This window comes from Burkholderia sp. MSMB617WGS (genome assembly GCF_001532025.2).
Taxonomy (GTDB): Bacteria; Pseudomonadota; Gammaproteobacteria; order Burkholderiales; family Burkholderiaceae; genus Burkholderia; species Burkholderia savannae.
The window spans coordinates 752188-771335 of record NZ_CP013458.1 but is presented as its reverse complement, the minus strand read 5'-3'; the positions used below and the strand labels follow the sequence as shown (position 1 = coordinate 771335).

Sequence of the window (19148 nt, the reverse complement as noted above, 5' to 3'; positions counted from 1 at the left end):
TTTACTGCGTGAGGCCCGCTTCGCGCACCTTCGCGATCGCGGAGGAAGCGGCCGCGCGATCGGCGAACGGCCCCGCGCGCAACAGTGTAGCCGTACTGCCGTCGGCCTGCTTGCGATGCTCGACATACGCGGGCACGCCCGCCGCTTTCAACTTCGCCGCCCAGGCGCGGGCGGTCGCGTCGTCGCGAAACGAGCCGAGCTGCAGCGCGAAGCGCGCGCCGGGCGGCGATGCGGGCGACGACGCGTCGCCGTCGGCCGAGGCGCGCGCCGCCGCGGCATCCTGCGACGGCTGCGCGGCCGGCTTCTGCGCGGCGCTCGGCGCCTTCGCGGCGGCGGTTTGCGTGTGCTTCGCGTCCTGCGTGTGCTTCGCGTCCGTCTTCGCGGTCGCGACGGGCGCGGGCGCCGGCGCCGGCGCGGCGGGCGCGACGCTCGCGGTCGCGGCCGTTTCGGACGCGGGCGGCTCGTCGTGCGCGACGCCCGCCTGGAGGTCCGACGCGTCTTCGTCGTTCGCGGCGGCCGCCTGGTGCGACGGACGGTTCGGAATGTCGATCTGGACGTCGTCGGTGACGGGCTTCGGATGCGAATCGAGCACCATCGGCAGCACGATCACCGCGGCGACGACGAGCGCGATCGCGCCGACGAGGCGCCGGCGCGCGCGTTGTTTTTCAGGAAGGGTCGGATCGAGCAGCAGTGCGTCGGTGTCGGGCCGCTCGGTGCGGCGCGACCGGCGCTCCACGCGTTCGGTGCGCACGGCCCGGGCGCCGGACCGCGACCCGCGCCTTTGCGGCGCGTCGTCCTCTTTCTTGCCGAACGAGAAAATTCCCATGTATGGCTGAACCCGAAGCTACTCGTCAGTCAGTGGTCATGGCGGCGGTCCACGACGGGCATCACGCCCGCTACCGTGTAGAAGCTACCGAAAACCAAGATTCTATCATTGTCGGATGCGCTTTTTAGTGCATCGAGGAACGCGTCGGCCGGACTCGCGTGGCGCGTGACGCTGTGCTGCGCGCCGCTCTCGACGCCCGCGCCGCGCAGCACGCGCTCGAGCACGTCGGCCGACGCGGCGCGCGGCAACGGCAGGTCGGTCAGATGCCAGTGATCGATCGAGCCCTTCAGGCGCGCGACGATTCCGGCGAGATCCTTGTCGGCCATCGCGCCGAACACCGCGTGCGTGTACGGGTAGTAGCCCATGCTGTCGAGATTCTGCGCAAGCACCGCGGCCGCGTGCGGGTTGTGCGCGACGTCGAGCAGCACGAGCGGCTTGCCGGGCAGCACCTGGAAGCGCCCCGGCAACTCGACGTTCGCGAGCCCGAGCCGGATGTCCTGCGCGGACACGGGCAGACGCTCGCGCAGCGCCTCGAGCGCGGCGAGCGCGGCCGATGCGTTGAGCAGCTGGTTCGCGCCGCGCAGCGCCGGATACGCGAGCGCCGGATAGCGCTTGTCGCGGCCGACGTACGTCCATTGCTGGCGCTCGCTGCCCGGCTGCGTCGCGAAGCGGAAGTCGCGCCCGACGAGCCAGAGGTCCGCGCCGATCGCCGCCGCGTGGTCGACGAGCGTCTGCGGCGGCGCCGGGTCGCCGCAGATCGCGGGCTTGCCGGCGCGGAAGATGCCCGCCTTCTCGAACGCGATCTTCTCGCGGGTGTCGCCGAGGTATTCGATGTGGTCGACGTCGATGCTCGTCACGATCGCGCAATCGGTGTCGATCACGTTGACCGCGTCGAGCCGGCCGCCGAGCCCGACTTCGAGGATCACCGCGTCGAGCCCGCGCGACGCGAACAGGTGCATGATCGCGAGCGTCGTGAACTCGAAATACGTGAGCGACACCGGCTCCGGCAGGCTCGTGCGCGCCGCCTCGACCGCCTCGAAGTGCGGCAGCAGCTCGGCGTCCTCGACGATCCGCCCGTCGATGCGCGCGCGCTCGTTAAAGCGCAGCAGATGCGGCGACGTGTGGCAGCCGACCTTATAGCCCGCGCGCACGAGAATCGTCTCGACGAACGCGCAGGTCGAGCCCTTGCCGTTCGTGCCGCCGACGGTGACCACCGGGCACGCGAACGCGAGCTTCAGCGCGTCCTTGACCTGGCCGATGCGGGTCAGGCCCATGTCGATGCCGACGGGATGCGCGCTTTCGAGATGCGAGAGCCACGCGTCGAGAGTGGGAAAAGTGCTCATCGAATTCAACTGCGAGTCAAAGCGGCGAGTCCGGGAGAATCCGCCGAAAAAACAAACGCGCCGCTCGGCGCAAGCCGAGCGACGCGCGGTGGTGCGATCATGCGCGCGGCCGTCAAGCCAGCGCGTCGGCCGGCTGGCGCTGCAAGAGCGCGAGCAGTTGCGCGATCTCGTCGCGCATCTTGCGGCGGTCGACGATCATGTCGATCGCGCCCGTCGTCAGCAGGAACTCGGCGCGCTGGAAGCCTTCCGGCAGCTTCTCGCGCACCGTCTGCTCGATCACGCGCGGGCCCGCGAAGCCGATCAGCGCCTTCGGCTCGGCGATCACGACGTCGCCCAAGAACGCGAAGCTCGCCGACACGCCGCCCATCGTCGGATCGGTCAGCACCGAAATGAACGGCAGCTTCGCCTCGGAGAGCTTCGTCAGCATCGCGGTGGTCTTCGCCATTTGCATCAGCGACAGCAGGCTTTCCTGCATCCGCGCGCCGCCCGACGCGGTGAAGCAGATGAACGGCACCTGCTGCTCGAGCGCGTTCTGCGCGCCGCGCACGAAGCGCTCGCCGACGACCGAGCCCATCGAGCCGCCCATGAACGAGAACTCGAAGCACGCGGCGACCACGGGCAGCGTGTGGATCGCGCCGCCCATCACGACCATCGCGTCGGTCTCGCCCGTCTCGTCCATCGCTTCCTTCAGACGATCAGGATACTTGCGGCTGTCCTTGAACTTCAGCGAATCGACCGGCACGATCTCCTGGCCGATCTCGTAGCGGCCCTCCGGATCGAGCAGCGCGTCGAGGCGCTCGCGCGCGCCGATCCGCATGTGGTGATCGCACTTCGGGCACACGTGCTGATTCGCGTCGACGTCGTTACGGTACAGCACCGCTTCGCACGACGGGCACTTGACCCACAGGCCCTCGGGAATCCCCTTGCGGCTTTTCGGATCGGTCTGCTTGATCTTCGGCGGCAACAGTTTGTCGAGCCAGCTCATCGTATGGTTTCCTGTTCGGTGGCGGGCCGGGCGTTCTGCCCCCGGCCCGCGGTCAGCTTGTGTTGACGTGTCCCGCGCGTCGCTTACGCGGCCGGCTCGGCCGCGCCGTCGATCGCGGCGCGCAGCTCGGCGACGAACGCCTCGAGTTCGGCGGCGGCGTTCTCCGGCGCGGCCTGCTCCAGCAACTGGACGAGGCGGCTGCCGATCACGACGGCGTCCGCCACCTCGGCCACCGCGCGCGCCGTCGCGGCGTCGCGGATGCCGAAACCGACCCCGATCGGCAGCGGCACGCGCGACTTGATGGCCGGGATTTTACCCGCAATGCTGGAAACATCCAGATTTCCGGCGCCCGTCACGCCCTTGAGCGATACATAGTAGACGTAGCCGCTCGCCACGTGGCCGACGGCGGCGATCCGGTCGTCGGTCGACGTCGGCGCGAGCAGGAAAATCGGATCGATGCCCGCCGCGCGCATCTTCGCGGCGAAATCGTGCGATTCCTCCGGAGGATAGTCGACGACGAGCACGCCGTCGACGCCCGCGTCGCGCGCGGCCGCGGCAAACGCGTCCTCGCCCATCCGCTCGATCGGATTCGCATAGCCCATCAGCACGACGGGCGTCTTCTGGTCGCGCTCGCGGAAGCGCTTCACGTCGCCGAGCACGCCGGCGAGCGTCACGCCCTTCGCGAGCGCGCGCTCGGACGAGCGCTGGATCACGGGGCCGTCCGCCATCGGGTCGGAGAACGGCACGCCGAGCTCGATCACGTCGGCGCCGCCTTCGGCGAGCGCGTGCATCAGCTCGACCGTCTTCGCCGGATCGGGATCGCCCGCGGTGATGAACGGAATCAGCCCTTTACGGCCTTGGGCGGCGAGTGCGGCGAAGGTGTTCTGAATACGGGACATGGTTTTTTCCAAATCGTACGCTATCGCGCGCGCGGCGACGCTTACGCGTCGATCGGCGCCGCGAGCGCCGCCACGCGCTCACGCGCGATCGCGCAATAGCTTTCGTTGATCTCGTAGCCGACGAAGCCGCGCCGCTGCCGCGCGCAGGCCACCGCGGTCGTGCCGCTGCCCATGAACGGATCGAGCACGCGGCCGCCCGGCGGGCAGCTCGCGAGCACCATCCGCTCGATGATCTCGAGCGGCTTCTGGGTCGGATGGTCGACCCGCTCCGCATGCTGGCGATGCAGGCGCGACACGGACCACACGTCCTTCGGGTTGTAGCCGAGCTCGAGCCACTTGCTGCCTTCGAACAGCTTGCGCGAGCGCGCCTTCTTCGTATCGGCGTCGTATGGGATGCGAACCGGATCGAGATCGAAGTAATAGCCCTTCGACACCGCGAAAAAGCCGATGTTGTCGTGCACCGACGTGAAGCGGCGCGTCGTGCCGCCCATGCTCGGCACGCGCCGGTCCCAGATGATCTCGTTGATCATCGTGAGCCTCGTCTTCAGGAAGCTGAAGATCTCGGGCGCGTACTGCCACGTGCAGAACACGTACATCGAGCCGGTGGACTTGAGCTTCGGAATCGCGAGTTCGAGCCACTCGCGCGTCCACGCGAGGTGGTCGTCGCCGGAGCGCTTGTCCGAGTCGTTGCCGTAATCCTTGCCGAGCCCGTACGGCGGATCGGCGACGATCAGGTCGATCGACGCGTCCGGCAGGCTCGCGGCTTCAGTCAGGAAATCGCGGTTGATGAGTTCGATGCCGGCCGGCCGCGCGCGAGCGGCGTCCGCGGCCGGAACCGCTTCCGCCCCGCTCGCCGCGCCGCCCGCCGGCTCTTCGATCAGGTCACGCATCGTTCGGGTTCAGAGCGCGATGCCCGATCGCTCGGCGACCGTGTGCATGTCCTTGTCGCCGCGGCCCGACAGGTTGACGAGCAGGACTTTGTCCTTCGGCAGCGTCGGCGCGAGCTTCGTCGCATACGCGATCGCGTGGCTCGATTCGAGCGCCGGGATGATCCCCTCGATCCGGCAGCAGTCGTGGAACGCCTTCAGCGCTTCGTCGTCGGTGATGCCGACGTACTGCGCGCGGCCGCTGTCCTTCAACCACGCGTGCTCGGGGCCGACGCCCGGATAGTCGAGGCCCGCCGACACCGAGTGCGTCTCGATGATCTGGCCGTTGTCGTCCTGCAGCAGGTACGTGCGGTTGCCGTGCAGCACGCCGGGGCTGCCGGCGATCAGCGACGCCGCGTGATGGCCCGTGTCGAGGCCGTCGCCCGCCGCCTCGACGCCGATCAGCTGCACCGATTGATCGTCGATGTACGGATAGAAGATGCCCATCGCGTTCGAGCCGCCGCCGACGCACGCGATCACCGCGTCAGGCTGCCGCCCGGCGAGCTCGGGCATCTGCACCTTGCACTCGTCGCCGATCACGCGCTGGAAGTCGCGCACCATCATCGGATACGGGTGCGGGCCCGCGACCGTGCCGATGATGTAGAACGTGTTCTCGATGTTCGTGACCCAGTCGCGCATCGCTTCGTTGAGCGCGTCCTTCAGCGTGCGCGAGCCGGATTCGACGGGCACGACGGTCGCGCCGAGCAGCTTCATCCGATAGACGTTCGCGGCCTGGCGGCGCACGTCTTCCGCGCCCATGTAGACGACGCACTCCATGCCGAAGCGCGCGCAGATCGTCGCGGTCGCGACGCCGTGCTGGCCCGCGCCCGTCTCGGCGATCACCCGCTTCTTGCCCATCCGCTTCGCGAGCAGCGCCTGGCCGATCACGTTGTTCACCTTGTGCGCGCCCGTGTGGTTCAGGTCTTCGCGCTTCAGGTAGATCTGCGCGCCGCCGAGCGTGTCGCTCCAGCGCTGCGCGTGATAGATCGGCGACGGACGGCCGACGAAATGCTTCAGTTCGCGGTTGTACTCGGCGACGAAGTCGGGGTCGTTCTTGAATTTCTCGTACGCGGCGCGCAGCTCGTCGAGCGCGTGAATCAGCGTTTCGGCGACGAACACGCCGCCATATGGGCCGAAATGGCCACGATCATCGGGAAGGTTGTACATGACGTCACTCTCGGTTCGACCGCGCGGCGCGCCGGTTCTCGTTTCCGGCGCCCGCCGCGCGGGCTGGCATCACCCGGCGTCCGCGTCGCGCACCGCGCGCACGAACGCCGCCATGCGGGCGCGATCCTTCACGCCCTTCGCGCCCGGCGTTTCGATGCCGCTCGAGACATCGACCGCGAACGGGCGCACCTGACGGATCGCATCACCGACGTTTTGCGCGTTCAACCCACCACTCAAAACGGCCCGACGCGCGAGCTCTGCTGGGATAAGTGACCAATCGAAGACCTTGCCGCTGCCGCCGTAGTGCTCGACGAGGGTGTCGAACAACAAGCCGCGTGCTGCCGAATAGTGAAGAGCCGATTCTACCAAATCGGCCGGCCTGGCCGCCACGCCCACGCGCAGCGCGCGCAGCCACGGCAGGCGCGCCGCGGCGGCGAGCGACGCGCATTGCGCGGGCGTCTCGTCGCCGTGGAATTGCAGCAGCGTGAGCGGCACTTCGTTCGCGACGCGCGCGATCTCGTCCTCGGTCGAATTGACGAACAATCCGACGACCGACACGAACGGCGGCACGCGCGCGGCAAGCGCGGCCGCCTGGTCGATCGTCACGGCGCGCGGACTTTTCGGGTAGAACACGAGGCCGATCGCGTCGGCGCCCAGCTCGGCCGCCCAATCGACGTCGCCGGGCTTCGACAGCCCGCAGAGCTTGATCCGCGTGCGCGGCGGCGGCGCGGCGGCAAGCACGTCGTCGCGCGCACCCGCGGCGAGCGTATCGTCCATTGTCTTCGTCTTGTCGGTCATCATGGTCGTCCGTCCAGATCGGCCCACACGCTGCTCCACGGCACGCTGCCGAGCTGCGCGGGCGGCACCGCGAATTCGGCCGGATAGCCGACGTGCGCGAGATAGAGCCCTTCGGGCATGAAGGTCGGCGCCGCGCAGTCGCGGTCCCGGCTTTCGAGCACTTGCGCGAGCCACGACGCCGGATAGCGGCCGCGCCCCACCGCGACGAGGCAGCCCATCAGGTTGCGCACCATGTGGTGCAGGAACGCGTTCGCGCGGAAGCGGAAATGGATGAAATCGCCGTCGGGGCGGATGCCGATCTGGTACAGATGCTTGACGGGCGACTTCGCCTGGCACTCCGACGAACGGAACGCCGAGAAATCGTGCTCGCCGACGAGGTGCTCGGCGGCTTCGCGCATCGCATCGACGTCGAGCGGCGTGTGGACCCAGCCCGCGCGTGCGGCGAGCATCGGCGAGCGCACCGGATGCACGTACAGCGCATAGTAATAGGTGCGCTCGAACGCGGCGAAGCGCGCGTGGAACGTGTCCGGCATCGGCTTCGCCCATTGCACGGCGACCGTCGGCGGCAGGAACGCGTTCGTGCCGCGCACCCACGAGAAATCCGCGCGATCGAGCTCCGTGTCGAAATGGACGACCTGGCCGAGGCCGTGCACGCCGGTATCGGTGCGGCCCGCGACCGTCGTGTGCAGCGAGGTCTGCGCGAATTCGGCGAGCGCCCGCTCGAGCACGTCCTGGACAGTCTTGCCGTGCGGCTGCGACTGCCAGCCGCAGAACGCCGCGCCGTCGTATTGAATGCCGAGTGCGATTCTCATCACGACAGATCGGCGAGCTTGGCGAGCATCACGCGCGCTTCGTCGCGCGTGTCGGCGTGACCGGCTTCGATCACCTCGTGCAACAGCGTGCGCGCGCCGGCGAGATCGCCGAGCTCGACGTATTCGGACGCGAGCTCGAGCTTGTTGCGCGCGATCTTCGCGAGCGCCTCGGGCGTGAATGCCGGCAGCGACGCGCTCGGGCCAGCCGGCAGTTCCAGATCGAAGTCGAGGTTCAGCGCGCCGAATTGCGCGACGCCGAGCGGCGGCAAGTTCGGGGACGGGGACTGCGATGGCGCGGCCGGCTCGCGGGCCGGTTCGCTGCTCGACGACGCCGGCACCGGCGCGGGTGCAGCGAACGCTGCGCCGGGCTGCGCAGCCGCCGGCGGCGGCTCGACATGTGCGGTCAACGGCGCGTTCGGCAGTTCGATGCCCGGCACGGCGGCCTCGTGCGGCACGGCGGCTTGCTGCGGCACGGCGCCGGCCTGCCGCTGCGCGTGCGCCTGCTCGTGCGCCCGCTCGTGCACATCCGGCGCCGCTCCGATCGGCGTCGGCGCTTGCGGCTCCGTCGCTTCGGCGCGAGCCGCCTGCTGACCGGCGGAATGCGTCGAGCCCGCTTCCGTCGCGAACGATCGCGGCTCGGTCGATCGCGCATCCTGCCCCCGCGCGGCTTCGCCCAGTGGTTCGATCGCCGACGATTCAGCCGCCCGCGCTACCGCTTCGCCAGGCTCGATTCCGCCCGGCGGCGTGGCATGCAGCGGCTCGGCAACCCATGGGCGGGCCGCATGCATTTCATCGTCGAACGGTTCGCCCTCATTCCGATCCGCCACCGGCTTTGCTTCGCCAAGCGCTCCCGCTTCACGCGGCGCTTCCGCGCCAATCGGCCGATGCGCGTCGGCTTGACCGTTAGTTGCATCCTGGGAAGCATTCGAACCCGCCGGTTCGACAGGTTGCGATTGCACTTCTTGGCCGATGTCGTCAGGCGCCGACTCGCGCGGCGGCAGCGGCATATCGAGGCTGTCGAGCGCGGCGATCGCGTCGCGCGGGAACGCCTGTCGCCATGCGTACGGCGCCGGCTTCGCGCCGGTCGGCGGGACGCCCGCCTCGGCCGCCGATTCGGCCGCCGATTTGGCCGCGAACGGCGCGCTGCCGGGCTCGTCCGCCTGCGGCATCTTCAGCGTCAACGGCTCGGCTGCTCGCGCATGCGGCTCGCGAGCCGGCTCGAGGTCCGGGCCGGCCGCCGACGACAACATCGATTCGCCCTTCGCCGACGCCTTGTCGGTTTCGACGGGCGGCACGATCGGCAATGCGTGCCGAGCAGCCGCGTTCGCGCCCTGTTCGCCCGCTTCGTGCGTCTTTTCCGCCGCTTCGGGTTCGGCCGGCGCGCCGGCAATGGCCGCGACCGCATCCGGATCGAGCGCCGGGGCCGGCGTGAACGCGCCCGGCTCGATCGCGTCAGCGGACGGCCCCTTCTTGCGCCGGCGCAGCGCGAAGCCCGCGATCAGCGCGACGACGGCCGCGCCCACCGCGATCGCGGCGCCCATGTTGAACGGCGCCTGCGGCGCCGTCGCGCGCGGCGATACGCTCGCGGGCGACGTCACGGCCGGCGCGGAAGCGGCGTTCGTCGCCGGTCCGGCGGCAGATCCGACCGCGGCCTCTGAGCCCGCCGTTTCGGAGCCTGCGGTTTCGGAGCCGGCCACCGCGGACGTCGCCGCCCCAGCCTCGGCACCAGCCTGCGATTTCTGCGCGCTTCCGGCGGCGGGCGCCGGCGGCGGAGCAAGGTTCGCGGCGGGCTTGCCGATCCCGTGCTTCTGCAACTCCATCAGGACGCGATTCTTCAACGCGAGCAATTGCTGCAGGCTCGACGGCCGCGCTTGCGATGCGCCCGTCGCGGCCTGCGTTGCCGAGCCCGAAGGCATCTGATTTGCGGCGCCGGGAGCGAGCAGCGCCTCCGCGCCCGCCGCCGACGCGCCGTTCGCCCCCGCCGGCGCTTGCTGGATCGAGCCGCTCCAGACGTGCGCGCTGGCGACACCGGACGAAGCGGCGGGCGCCGCCGCCTGAGCGGCCGCGGACGAAGCATGCGCCGACGCCGCGCCGGGCGCCGACTCGCCGTTCACGGTCGACGCGGAACCGGCTGCGCCGGAAGCCGCCAACGCCGCCAATGACGTTGCGCCGCTTGCCGCGGCGACGTGCGACGCCGCCGACGTCGCCACCGGATGCGAGGCCGCTGCGGCCGACCCGGCCGACCCAGCCGACGCGGCCGCATGCGACGCCGCGAGCGCCGCCGACGCGAGCGCGCCGCCCGCCGCCGCGCCGGCTGGGTCGGCCACGCCGGCCGCCGCGCCCGTCGCGTCGAGCGCGGGCACCGTCAATTGCGCGCCGATCTTCAAGCGGCTCGGATCGCGCTTCATGAACGCCTGCGGATTCGCGTCGAAGAGCGCGCGGCCCGCGCGGGCCAGCACGGCGGGATCGTGCGACTGCGTGACGGCGACAGCAATGTCGTTGAGCGACTGTCCGGGTCGCACGGTGATCGTGAGCGGCGCGGCCTGGTCGCCCGCGGCGGCGCTCGCCGCATCGGGCGCCGCGTGCGCAGCCGTCGCGCCGGCGAGCGCGAGGATGGCGACCGCGACGGCGCGTCGCGCGCTCGGCAGGCCATCGGAGATCGTCGTCGAAGAAAGGAATCGAAGCGTCATCGGCTTGGTCGCCGCGGCGTTACGCGGCCTGGGTTCGCGTTTGGAATAAGACAAAATCGGACCGCAAATAAAAAAAGCGTCGCGTGAAACGCGACGCTTTCGGGTTGTGTACGCGTCGTAATCGCGTAGTTTACTTTACTTGTCGAGCAGAATGCGCAGCATCCGGCGCAGCGGCTCGGCCGCACCCCACAACAATTGATCGCCGACGGTAAATGCCGACAGGTATTCGCCACCCATCGCGAGCTTGCGCAGGCGGCCGACCGGCACCGACAGCGTGCCCGTCACCTTCGCCGGCGACAGATCGCGCATCGACGCTTCGCGCTCGTTCGGCACGACCTTCACCCAGTCGTTCGCCGACGCGAGGATGCCGTTGATCTCGTCGAGCGGCACGTCCTTGTTCAGCTTGATCGTGAGCGCCTGCGAGTGGCAGCGCATCGCGCCGATCCGCACGCACAGGCCGTCGACCGGAATCGAGCCCGGCTCGCCCATCGCCGGCTTGCCGAGGATCTTGTTCGTTTCCGCGCCGCCCTTCCATTCTTCCTTCGACATCCCGTTGCCGAGATCCTTGTCGATCCACGGAATCAGCGAGCCCGCGAGCGGCACGCCGAACTGGCTCGTCGGCATCGCGTCGCTCGTCATCGCGGCGAGCACGCGGCGATCGATGTCGAGGATCGCCGACGCCGGATCGGCGAGCTGCGCCGCAACCGCGCCGTTCAGCGTGCCCATCTGCGCGAGCAGCTCGCGCATGTTCTGCGCGCCCGCGCCCGACGCGGCCTGGTACGTCATCGCCGTCATCCAGTCGACGAGGTTCTCGCGGAACAGGCCGCCCAGCGCCATCAGCATCAGGCTGACCGTGCAGTTGCCGCCGATGAAGTTCTTCGTGCCGTTGACGAGCGCGTCCTTGATCACGTTCAGGTTCACCGGATCGAGGATGATCACCGCGTCGTCCTTCATCCGCAGCGACGACGCCGCGTCGATCCAGTAGCCGTTCCAGCCGGCCGCGCGCAGCTTCGGGAACACGTCGTTCGTGTAGTCGCCGCCCTGGCACGTGATGACGACGTCGCACTTCTTCAGGTCGTCGATGCTCGTCGCATCCTTGAGCGTGGTCTCGTTTTTCGCGAACGACGGCGCCTTGCCGCCCGCGTTGCTGGTGCTGAAAAACACCGGCTCGATCAGATCGAAATCGCCTTCTTCCTGCATGCGCTGCATCAGCACGCTGCCGACCATGCCGCGCCAACCTACGAGACCTACGTTCATGACTAACCCTTTGCTGGAGCTTCCCCGCCTTTTCCGCCCCCGGCGCGACCGCGCGGGGAAACAGGCGGGCACGACGGACGACGATCAGATTTTCGTGATCGTTTTCGTGATCGTTTTCGTGATGATGATTTTGCCGATGACGATGGCGCGCGCACCCGCACGGGCTTGATTGCCGTGGAGTTTCGAGACCGGGGAGATCAGGGAAGTCGCCATCGTTCGAGTCTACACAAACCTCGGTGGCCGCACAACGGCCGCTAAAACCGGACGGACCCCGTTTTCGGAGCCGCCCGTCCTTGTTGCGACGACGCGCCGCGTCGAACGCGCGGCGCGCTCGCGGCGCTTACAGCGCCGCGACGACCGCGTCGCCCATCGTCGCCGTGCCGACCTTGTTGCAGCCCGGCGTCGCGATGTCGCCCGTCCGGTAACCCGCCTCGAGCACCTTCCTGACCGCACGCTCGATCCGGTCCGCCTGCTCGGCGCGGTTCAGCGAATAGCGCAGCAGCATCGCGGCCGACAGGATCGTCGCGAGCGGGTTCGCGACGCCCTTGCCCGCGATATCCGGCGCGGAGCCGTGCGACGGCTCGTACAAGCCCTTGTTGTTCTTGTCGAGCGACGCCGACGGCAGCATGCCGATCGAGCCCGTCAGCATCGACGCCTCGTCCGACAGGATGTCGCCGAACATGTTGCCCGTCACGATCACGTCGAACTGCTTCGGCGCCTTCGCGAGCTGCATCGCCGCGTTGTCGACGTACATGTGCGACAGCTCGACGTCCGCGTATTCCTTCGATACGTCGATCATCACGTCGCGCCAGAACTGCGACGTCTCCAGCACGTTCGACTTGTCGACCGACAGCAGCTTCTTCTGCCGCTTGCGCGCAGCCTGGAACGCGACGTGCGCGATGCGGCGCACTTCCGGCTCCGAATAGCGCATCGTGTCGAAGCCCTCGCGCGCGCCGGCGAACGGGCCGTCCGGCGCCGCGCGCACGCCGCGCGGCTGGCCGAAGTAGATGTCGCCGTTCAGCTCGCGCACGATCAGGATGTCGAGGCCCGCGACCAGCTCGGGCTTGAGCGGCGATGCGTCGACGAGCTGCGGATAGCAGATCGCCGGGCGGAAGTTCGCGAACAGCTCGAGATGCTTGCGCAGGCCGAGGATCGCCTGCTCGGGGCGCAGCGCGCGCTCGAGCGAGTCGTATTTCCAGTCGCCGACCGCGCCGAACAGGATCGCGTCCGCTTCCTTCGCGAGCTTCAGCGTCGCGTCCGGCAGCGGATGGCCGCTCGCCTCGTAGCCGGCGCCGCCGACGGGCGCGGTTTCGAGCTCGAATTTCTCGTCGAGCGCGTTCAGCACCTTCACCGCTTCGTTGACGATTTCCGGACCGATGCCGTCGCCGGGCAGCACTGCAATCTTCATGCGAAATTCCTGACTAGATGGAGGATTGGTTTCGGGCGAAGCGGGCGCGCCGCCGTGCCCGGCCGCGCGCTCGCGCGAGAAACGAAAAACGTCAGCCGATCAGCCGGTTGTTGAGCCACGGCTGCTTCGCGAGCCGCTCGGCTTCGAACTGGCGGATCTTGTCCGCGTGGCGAAGCGTGAGCCCGATGTCGTCGAAGCCGTTCACGAGGCAGTACTTGCGGAACGCGGTGATCTCGAACGGATACTCGCGGCCGTCCGGCGCGCGCACGACCTGCGCCTGCAGATCGATCGTCAGCTGATAGCCGTTGAACGCGTACGTCTCGTTGAACAGATGGTCGACCTGCTGCTCGCTCAGCACGATCGGCAGCAGGCCGTTCTTGTAGCAGTTGTTGAAGAAGATGTCGGCGAAGCTCGGCGCGACGATCGCGCGAAAGCCGTACTGCTGCAGCGCCCACGGCGCGTGCTCGCGCGAGCTGCCGCAGCCGAAGTTCTTGCGCGCGAGCAGGATCGACGCGCCCTGGTAGCGCGGCTGGTTCAGCACGAAATCCGGATTGAGCGGCCGCTTCGAGTTGTCCTGGCCGGGCTCGCCGTGATCGAGATAGCGCCACTCGTCGAACGCGTTCGGGCCGAAGCCCGTGCGCTTGATCGACTTCAGGAACTGCTTCGGAATGATCGCGTCGGTGTCAACGTTCTCGCGATCGAGCGGCGCCACGACGCCGGTATGCACATTGAATTTTTCCATGATCCGTCAACCAGATTGGAGGCCGGCCGCGCGGGCCGGCGAAATCGAATCCCGAGTCGGCGCGCTCGCGCGCGCCGTCAGTCCGCCGCGCGCTTGATCGCGCGGCCGGCGGCGTTGATGTCCTCGCCCATGCCCGCGACCGTGTTGCAGCCGGCAAGGCCGAGCACGAAGCCCGTCAGCGCGAGCAAGGCGGCGACGCGCCGGAAGATCGAAGCCTTCATGCTCACCCCAGCTTGCGAATGTCGACGAAGTGGCCTTCGATCGCCGCCGCCGCCGCCATCGCCGGGCTGACGAGGTGCGTGCGGCCGCCCTGGCCCTGCCGGCCTTCGAAGTTGCGGTTCGACGTCGACGCGCAGCGCTCGCCCGGCTCGAGCCGGTCGGCGTTCATCGCGAGGCACATCGAGCAGCCCGGCTCGCGCCATTCGAAGCCGGCTTCCGTGAACACCTTGTCGAGCCCTTCGCGCTCGGCCTGCGCCTTCACGAGGCCCGAGCCCGGCACGACCATCGCGAGCCGCACGTTCGACGCGACGCGGCGATTCAGCTTCTTCACCACGTACGCGGCCGCGCGGATGTCCTCGATGCGCGCGTTCGTGCACGAGCCGATGAAGATCTTGTCGACCTTGATCGCCTCGATCGGCGTGTCCGGCGTGAGCGCCATGTACGCGAGCGCGCGCTCCATCGCGTCGCGCTTGACCGGGTCCTTTTCACGCTCGGGATCGGGCACGCGGCCGTCGATCGACGTGACCATCTCCGGCGACGTGCCCCACGTGACCTGCGGCACGATCTCGGCCGCGTTCAGCTCGACGACGCGGTCGAACTGCGCGCCTTCGTCGGACGTGAATTGGCGCCAGTACTCGACGGCTTGATCCCATTCCGCGCCCGTCGGCACGAACGGGCGGCCCTTCAGGTACTCGACCGTCGTGTCGTCGACGGCGACCATGCCGGCGCGCGCGCCCGCTTCGATCGCCATGTTGCAGACCGTCATCCGGCCTTCCATCGACAGCGCGCGGATCGTCGAGCCGCCGAATTCGATCGCGTAGCCGGTGCCGCCCGCGGTGCCGATCCTGCCGATGATCGCGAGCACGATGTCCTTCGCGGTGCAGCCGCGCGGCAACTGGCCCTCGACCTTCACGAGCATGTTCTTGCTCTTTTTCTGCAGCAGCGTCTGCGTCGCGAGCACATGCTCGACTTCCGACGTGCCGATGCCGTGCGCGAGCGCGCCGAACGCGCCGTGCGTCGACGTGTGCGAATCGCCGCACACGATCGTCATGCCCGGCAGCGTCGCGCCCTGCTCCGGGCCGATGATGTGCACGATGCCCTGGCGCACGTCGTTCATCTTGAACTGGGTGATGCCGAACGCGTCGCAGTTCGCGTCGAGCGTGTCGACCTGCAGCTTCGACACCGGATCGGCGATGCCGTGGCTGCGGTCCGTCGTCGGCACGTTGTGATCGGACACCGCGAGATTCGCGCTGATTCGCCACACCGGGCGCTGCGCGAGCTTCAGCCCCTCGAACGCCTGCGGGCTCGTGACTTCGTGCAGCAACTGGCGATCGATGTAGAGCAATGCGGTGCCGTCCTCTTCGGTGTGGACGACGTGCGAATTCCACAATTTGTCGTAGAGAGTCTGTGCCATGGGTATGCGGGGTCGTTATAACGGCGAACAAGCGTTCGATGCGCTCGATTATGCCACGCGACGCGCGCATTTTTATACCAGGCAAACGAAAAAACCTATAAAAAACAGTGAGTTGAGTGGTACAGCCGATACGGGTATCAGGATTACCCGGCAATATTCGGATGCGCGCGCAGCGCCGCAGACGCACGCGCGAGCGGCGTCGCTCACACCCATTCGTTCGATTCGTCGTCGCCGCCCGCGAGCGTGAGCCCGCCCGCGGGCAGCGGCAGCGCGGTCCGGTAGCGGACTTGCTTGAGCGCGAAGCTCGACCGGATGTTCGACACGCCGGGGATCGTCGTCAACTGATCGAGGATGAACCGCTCGAGGCTCTTCATGCTCGGCACGACGACGCGCAGCAGGTAATCGGCGTCGCCCGACATCAGATAGCACTCCATCACCTCGGGCCGCTTGTCGATCGCTTCTTCGAAGCGGCGCAGCGCGTCCTCGACCTGCTTTTCGAGGCTCACCTGGATGAACACGTTGATCCGCAGCCCGAGCGGCTCCGGATTCAGCAGCGTCACCTGTTGCTTGATGAGGCCGAGCTTCTCGAGCGCGCGGACGCGGTTGAAGCACGGCGTCGGCGACAGATTCACCGCGCGCGCGAGCTCGGCGTTCGTGATCCGCGCGTTCTGCTGCAGTTGGTTGAGGATGCCGATGTCGATCCGGTCCAGCCGGCGGGAAGGAGCGCTCATAGTGCAAATTTTCTGAAAACGACGATTTTTCAGGAATTACCACGTTACACGAAACCAAAATTCGAGCCAAAAGAGATGCACATTCTGCGGCGCGGTGGATAACCTTGACGGCTGTTGCTGCCGTTGTCGCTTCCCAGTTTCCGCCCCGCCCGGAGCCCCGCATGAACGACTTATCGAACGGTATTCGCCCGGTCAGCACGGCCGCGCGCCGCCACGACGACACCGATCCGCAGGAAACCGCCGAATGGCTCGACGCGCTCGACGGCGTCGTCGAGCATGCGGGCGCCGAGCGCGCGCAGTTCCTGCTCGCGCAGCTCGCCGAGCACGCGGCGCGCCGCCGGCTCGCCGCGCCGCACGCGAACGCGACGCCGTACGTGAACACGATCCCGCTCGACGCGCAGCCGCCGTATCCGGGCGACCTGGAGCTCGAAGCGCGCCTCGCGGCGGTGCTGCGCTGGAACGCGCTCGCGATGGTGGTCCGCGCGAACCGCGCATACGGCGAACTCGGCGGGCACATCGCGAGCTACGCGTCGGCGGCCGATCTGTTCGAGGTCGGTTTCAACCACTTCTTTCGCGCCGCGGGCGGCGCGTCGGGCGGCGATCTCGTCTACTTCCAGCCGCATTCGTCGCCGGGCGTCTATGCGCGCGCGTTCCTCGAAGGCTTCCTGAGCGAGTCGCAGCTCGAGCACTACCGGCGCGAGATCTCCGGGCCGGGCCTGTGCTCGTATCCGCATCCGTGGCTGATGCCCGACTTCTGGCAGTTCCCGACGGGCTCGATGGGCATCGGCCCGATCAACGCGATCTATCAGGCGCGCTTCATGCGCTATCTGCAAAACCGCGGCCTCCTGCGCACCGACGGCCGCAAGGTGTGGGGCTTCTTCGGCGACGGCGAGATGGACGAGCCCGAATCGATCGGCGCGCTGTCGCTCGCCGCGCGCGAGGGGCTCGACAATCTCGTGTTCGTGATCAACTGCAACCTGCAGCGGCTCGACGGCCCGGTGCGCGGCAACGGCCGTATCGTCGACGAGCTCGAATCGCAGTTCGCGGGCGCCGGATGGAACGTGATCAAGGTGCTGTGGGGCTCGGACTGGGACGCGCTCTTCGCGCGCGACGCGACGGGCGCGCTCGCGCGCGCGTTCGCGCAGACCGTCGACGGCCAGTTCCAGACCTTCTCCGCGAACGACGGCGCATACAACCGCGCACGCTTCTTCGGCCAGGACGACGCGCTTGCTTCGCTCGTCGCGCATCTGCGCGACGAGGACATCGACCGGCTGCGCCGCGGCGGCCACGACGCGCGCAAGCTGTACGCCGCATACGACAGCGCGCTGCGGCACGAGGGCAGGCCGACCGTGATCCTCGCGAAGACGATGAAGGGCTTCGGCATGGGCGCGATCGGCCAGGGCCGGATGACCACTCATCAGCAGAAGAAGCTCGACGTCGAGCACCTGCTCGCGTTCCGCGACCGTTTCCGGCTGCCGCTGTCCGACGACGACGTCGAGCAGCTCCGGTTCTACAAGCCCGCGCAAGACAGCCCGGAGATGCGATATCTGCATGCGCGCCGGGCTGCCCTGGGAGGCTGCCTGCCCAGAAGGCGGGCGGCGGCGGCGACGGCCATGACCGTGCCGTCGTTGCCTTCCTGGGGGCAATTCGCGCTCGACGCCGACGGCCGCGAGATGTCGACGACGATGGCGATCGTGCGGATGCTGGGCGGCCTGCTGAAGGACGCGGCGCTCGGGCCTCGCATCGTGCCCGTCGTGGCCGACGAGGCGCGAACGTTCGGGATGGCGAACCTGTTCCGGCAGGTCGGCATCTACTCGCCGCTCGGCCAGCGCTACGAGCCGGAAGACCTCGGCTCGATGCTCTACTACCGCGAGGACACGCGCGGACAGATCCTCGAGGAAGGGATTTCGGAGGCGGGCGCGATGTCGTCGTGGATCGCCGCCGCGACGTCGTACAGCGTGCACGACCTGCCGATGCTGCCGTTCTACATCTATTACTCGATGTTCGGCTTCCAGCGGATCGGCGACCTGATCTGGGCCGCCGCCGACCAGCGCGCGCGCGGCTTCCTGATCGGCGCGACGTCCGGCAAGACGACGCTCGGCGGCGAAGGGCTCCAGCACCAGGACGGCACGAGCCATCTCGCCGCGTCGACGGTGCCGAACTGCCGCGCGTGGGACCCGGCGTTCGCGTACGAAGTCGCGGTGATCGTCGACGAAGGGATGCGCGAGATGGTCGAGCGGCAGCGCGACACGTTCTACTACCTGACCGTCACGAACGAGAACTATGCGCAGCCGTCGCTGCCCGCGGCGCGCGCCGACGCGGTTCGCGACGGCGTTCTCAAGGGCATGTACCCGCTCGACGCGGCGGCGCTGCCCGCCGCGCGCGTGCAGTTGCTCGGCTCGGGCGCGATCCTCGGCGAGGTGCTGGCGGCCGCGCGCATGTTGCGCGACGACTGGCAAATCGACGCGGCCGTCTGGAGCGTGACGAGCTTCACCGAGCTGCAGCGCGACGGCATCGCGGCCGAGCGCGCGCAGCGCCTCTTCGACGCCGACGAAGCGCACGAACCCGCGACGCCCTACGTCACGTCGGCGCTCGCCGCGACGCAAGGGCCCGTGATCGCCGCGACCGACTATGCGCGCGCGCTGCCCGAGCTGATCCGCGCGTACGTGCCGCGCCGCTACGTGACGCTCGGCACCGACGGCTTCGGCCGCAGCGACACGCGCCAGGCGCTGCGCGCGTTCTTCGAGGTCGATCGCGCGTCGATCGTGATCGCCGCGCTGCACGCGCTCGCCGACGACGGGATTGCGACGCGCGCCGTCGTGCGCGATGCGATCGCGCGGTACGGCAAGCAGGACGCGTCGCGCACGCCGCCGTGGGAACGGTGACGGTGCCGGCGAGGCGCGTGCGGGCCGGCGCATCTCGACGACAAAC

The 19148-nt window shown here is 68.7% G+C and carries 17 protein-coding genes; 2 read left to right on the top strand and 15 right to left on the bottom strand.

All coding sequences use genetic code 11. From position 1 onward, the window contains the following. Window position 1: 1 nt before the first annotated feature. The 10 genes from WT60_RS23745 to asd all read right to left on the bottom strand — a co-directional run bounded on the left by WT60_RS23745 (window position 2) and on the right by asd (window position 11703). Window positions 2-826: an SPOR domain-containing protein gene (locus tag WT60_RS23745; RefSeq protein WP_060355672.1), complete on the bottom strand. Its 825-nt coding sequence runs from the start codon at window positions 824-826 to the stop codon at window positions 2-4. A 29-nt stretch (window positions 827-855) separates the two neighbouring features. Continuing rightward, window positions 856-2169, bottom strand: coding sequence for a bifunctional tetrahydrofolate synthase/dihydrofolate synthase (gene folC, locus WT60_RS23740; RefSeq protein ID WP_038743868.1), 1314 nt, complete (start codon window positions 2167-2169; stop codon window positions 856-858). Between the two features lie 112 nt (window positions 2170-2281). Beyond that, window positions 2282-3154 (bottom strand): acetyl-CoA carboxylase, carboxyltransferase subunit beta, encoded by an 873-nt coding sequence (gene accD / locus WT60_RS23735; RefSeq protein ID WP_038743556.1) that lies wholly within the window; start codon window positions 3152-3154, stop codon window positions 2282-2284. Window positions 3155-3237: 83 nt separating this feature from the next. Continuing rightward, entirely contained in the window at window positions 3238-4053 is an 816-nt protein-coding gene (trpA, locus tag WT60_RS23730) for a tryptophan synthase subunit alpha (protein WP_059576484.1), read from the bottom strand. 41 nt (window positions 4054-4094) lie between these two features. After that, complete coding sequence (locus tag WT60_RS23725; protein WP_038743551.1) at window positions 4095-4943, bottom strand: site-specific DNA-methyltransferase; 849 nt, start codon at window positions 4941-4943, stop codon at window positions 4095-4097. Between the two features lie 9 nt (window positions 4944-4952). Further along, a complete protein-coding gene (gene trpB, locus WT60_RS23720; RefSeq protein WP_038743549.1) occupies window positions 4953-6146 on the bottom strand; it encodes a tryptophan synthase subunit beta in 1194 nt (397 codons plus the stop codon). A gap of 69 nt (window positions 6147-6215) precedes the next feature. Continuing rightward, window positions 6216-6923 carry a phosphoribosylanthranilate isomerase gene (locus tag WT60_RS23715; protein ID WP_226383219.1) on the bottom strand — a complete coding sequence of 236 codons (708 nt, stop codon included), beginning with the start codon at window positions 6921-6923 and terminating at the stop codon, window positions 6216-6218. Between the two features lie 20 nt (window positions 6924-6943). Continuing rightward, window positions 6944-7756: a tRNA pseudouridine(38-40) synthase TruA gene (truA, locus tag WT60_RS23710; protein ID WP_060355671.1), complete on the bottom strand. Its 813-nt coding sequence runs from the start codon at window positions 7754-7756 to the stop codon at window positions 6944-6946. Next, entirely contained in the window at window positions 7756-10446 is a 2691-nt protein-coding gene (locus WT60_RS23705) for a FimV/HubP family polar landmark protein (RefSeq protein WP_060355670.1), read from the bottom strand. Before WT60_RS23705 ends, truA begins: the two co-directional genes overlap by 1 nt. A gap of 135 nt (window positions 10447-10581) precedes the next feature. Continuing rightward, the gene (asd, locus tag WT60_RS23700) at window positions 10582-11703 is read right to left on the bottom strand and encodes an aspartate-semialdehyde dehydrogenase (RefSeq protein WP_038743541.1); all 1122 of its coding nucleotides are present in this window, start codon (window positions 11701-11703) and stop codon (window positions 10582-10584) included. On the opposite strand from asd, the gene WT60_RS23695 reads away from it, so the two are divergent. Further along, window positions 11702-11872: a hypothetical protein gene (locus WT60_RS23695; RefSeq protein WP_060355669.1), complete on the top strand. Its 171-nt coding sequence runs from the start codon at window positions 11702-11704 to the stop codon at window positions 11870-11872. The two genes, asd and WT60_RS23695, sit on opposite strands and share 2 nt — an antisense overlap. 171 nt (window positions 11873-12043) lie before the next feature. Here the strand turns inward: WT60_RS23695 and leuB are convergent, their stop codons facing one another. The 5 genes from leuB to WT60_RS23670 all read right to left on the bottom strand — a co-directional run bounded on the left by leuB (window position 12044) and on the right by WT60_RS23670 (window position 16217). After that, window positions 12044-13111 carry a 3-isopropylmalate dehydrogenase gene (gene leuB / locus WT60_RS23690; RefSeq protein WP_060355668.1) on the bottom strand — a complete coding sequence of 356 codons (1068 nt, stop codon included), beginning with the start codon at window positions 13109-13111 and terminating at the stop codon, window positions 12044-12046. Between the two features lie 91 nt (window positions 13112-13202). Beyond that, entirely contained in the window at window positions 13203-13853 is a 651-nt protein-coding gene (gene leuD / locus WT60_RS23685; RefSeq protein ID WP_038743535.1) for a 3-isopropylmalate dehydratase small subunit, read from the bottom strand. Between the two features lie 77 nt (window positions 13854-13930). After that, window positions 13931-14074, bottom strand: coding sequence for an entericidin A/B family lipoprotein (locus WT60_RS23680; protein WP_038743532.1), 144 nt, complete (start codon window positions 14072-14074; stop codon window positions 13931-13933). A 2-nt stretch (window positions 14075-14076) separates the two neighbouring features. Beyond that, window positions 14077-15486, bottom strand: coding sequence for a 3-isopropylmalate dehydratase large subunit (gene leuC, locus WT60_RS23675; RefSeq protein WP_059576282.1), 1410 nt, complete (start codon window positions 15484-15486; stop codon window positions 14077-14079). A 203-nt stretch (window positions 15487-15689) separates the two neighbouring features. After that, a complete protein-coding gene (locus WT60_RS23670; RefSeq protein ID WP_059642276.1) occupies window positions 15690-16217 on the bottom strand; it encodes an Lrp/AsnC family transcriptional regulator in 528 nt (175 codons plus the stop codon). A gap of 161 nt (window positions 16218-16378) precedes the next feature. Here WT60_RS23670 and mdeB point away from each other — a divergent pair, with 161 nt between their 5' ends. After that, the gene (gene mdeB, locus WT60_RS23665) at window positions 16379-19102 is read left to right on the top strand and encodes an alpha-ketoglutarate dehydrogenase (RefSeq protein WP_059576286.1); all 2724 of its coding nucleotides are present in this window, start codon (window positions 16379-16381) and stop codon (window positions 19100-19102) included. The last annotated feature ends 46 nt before the right edge of the window (window positions 19103-19148 follow it).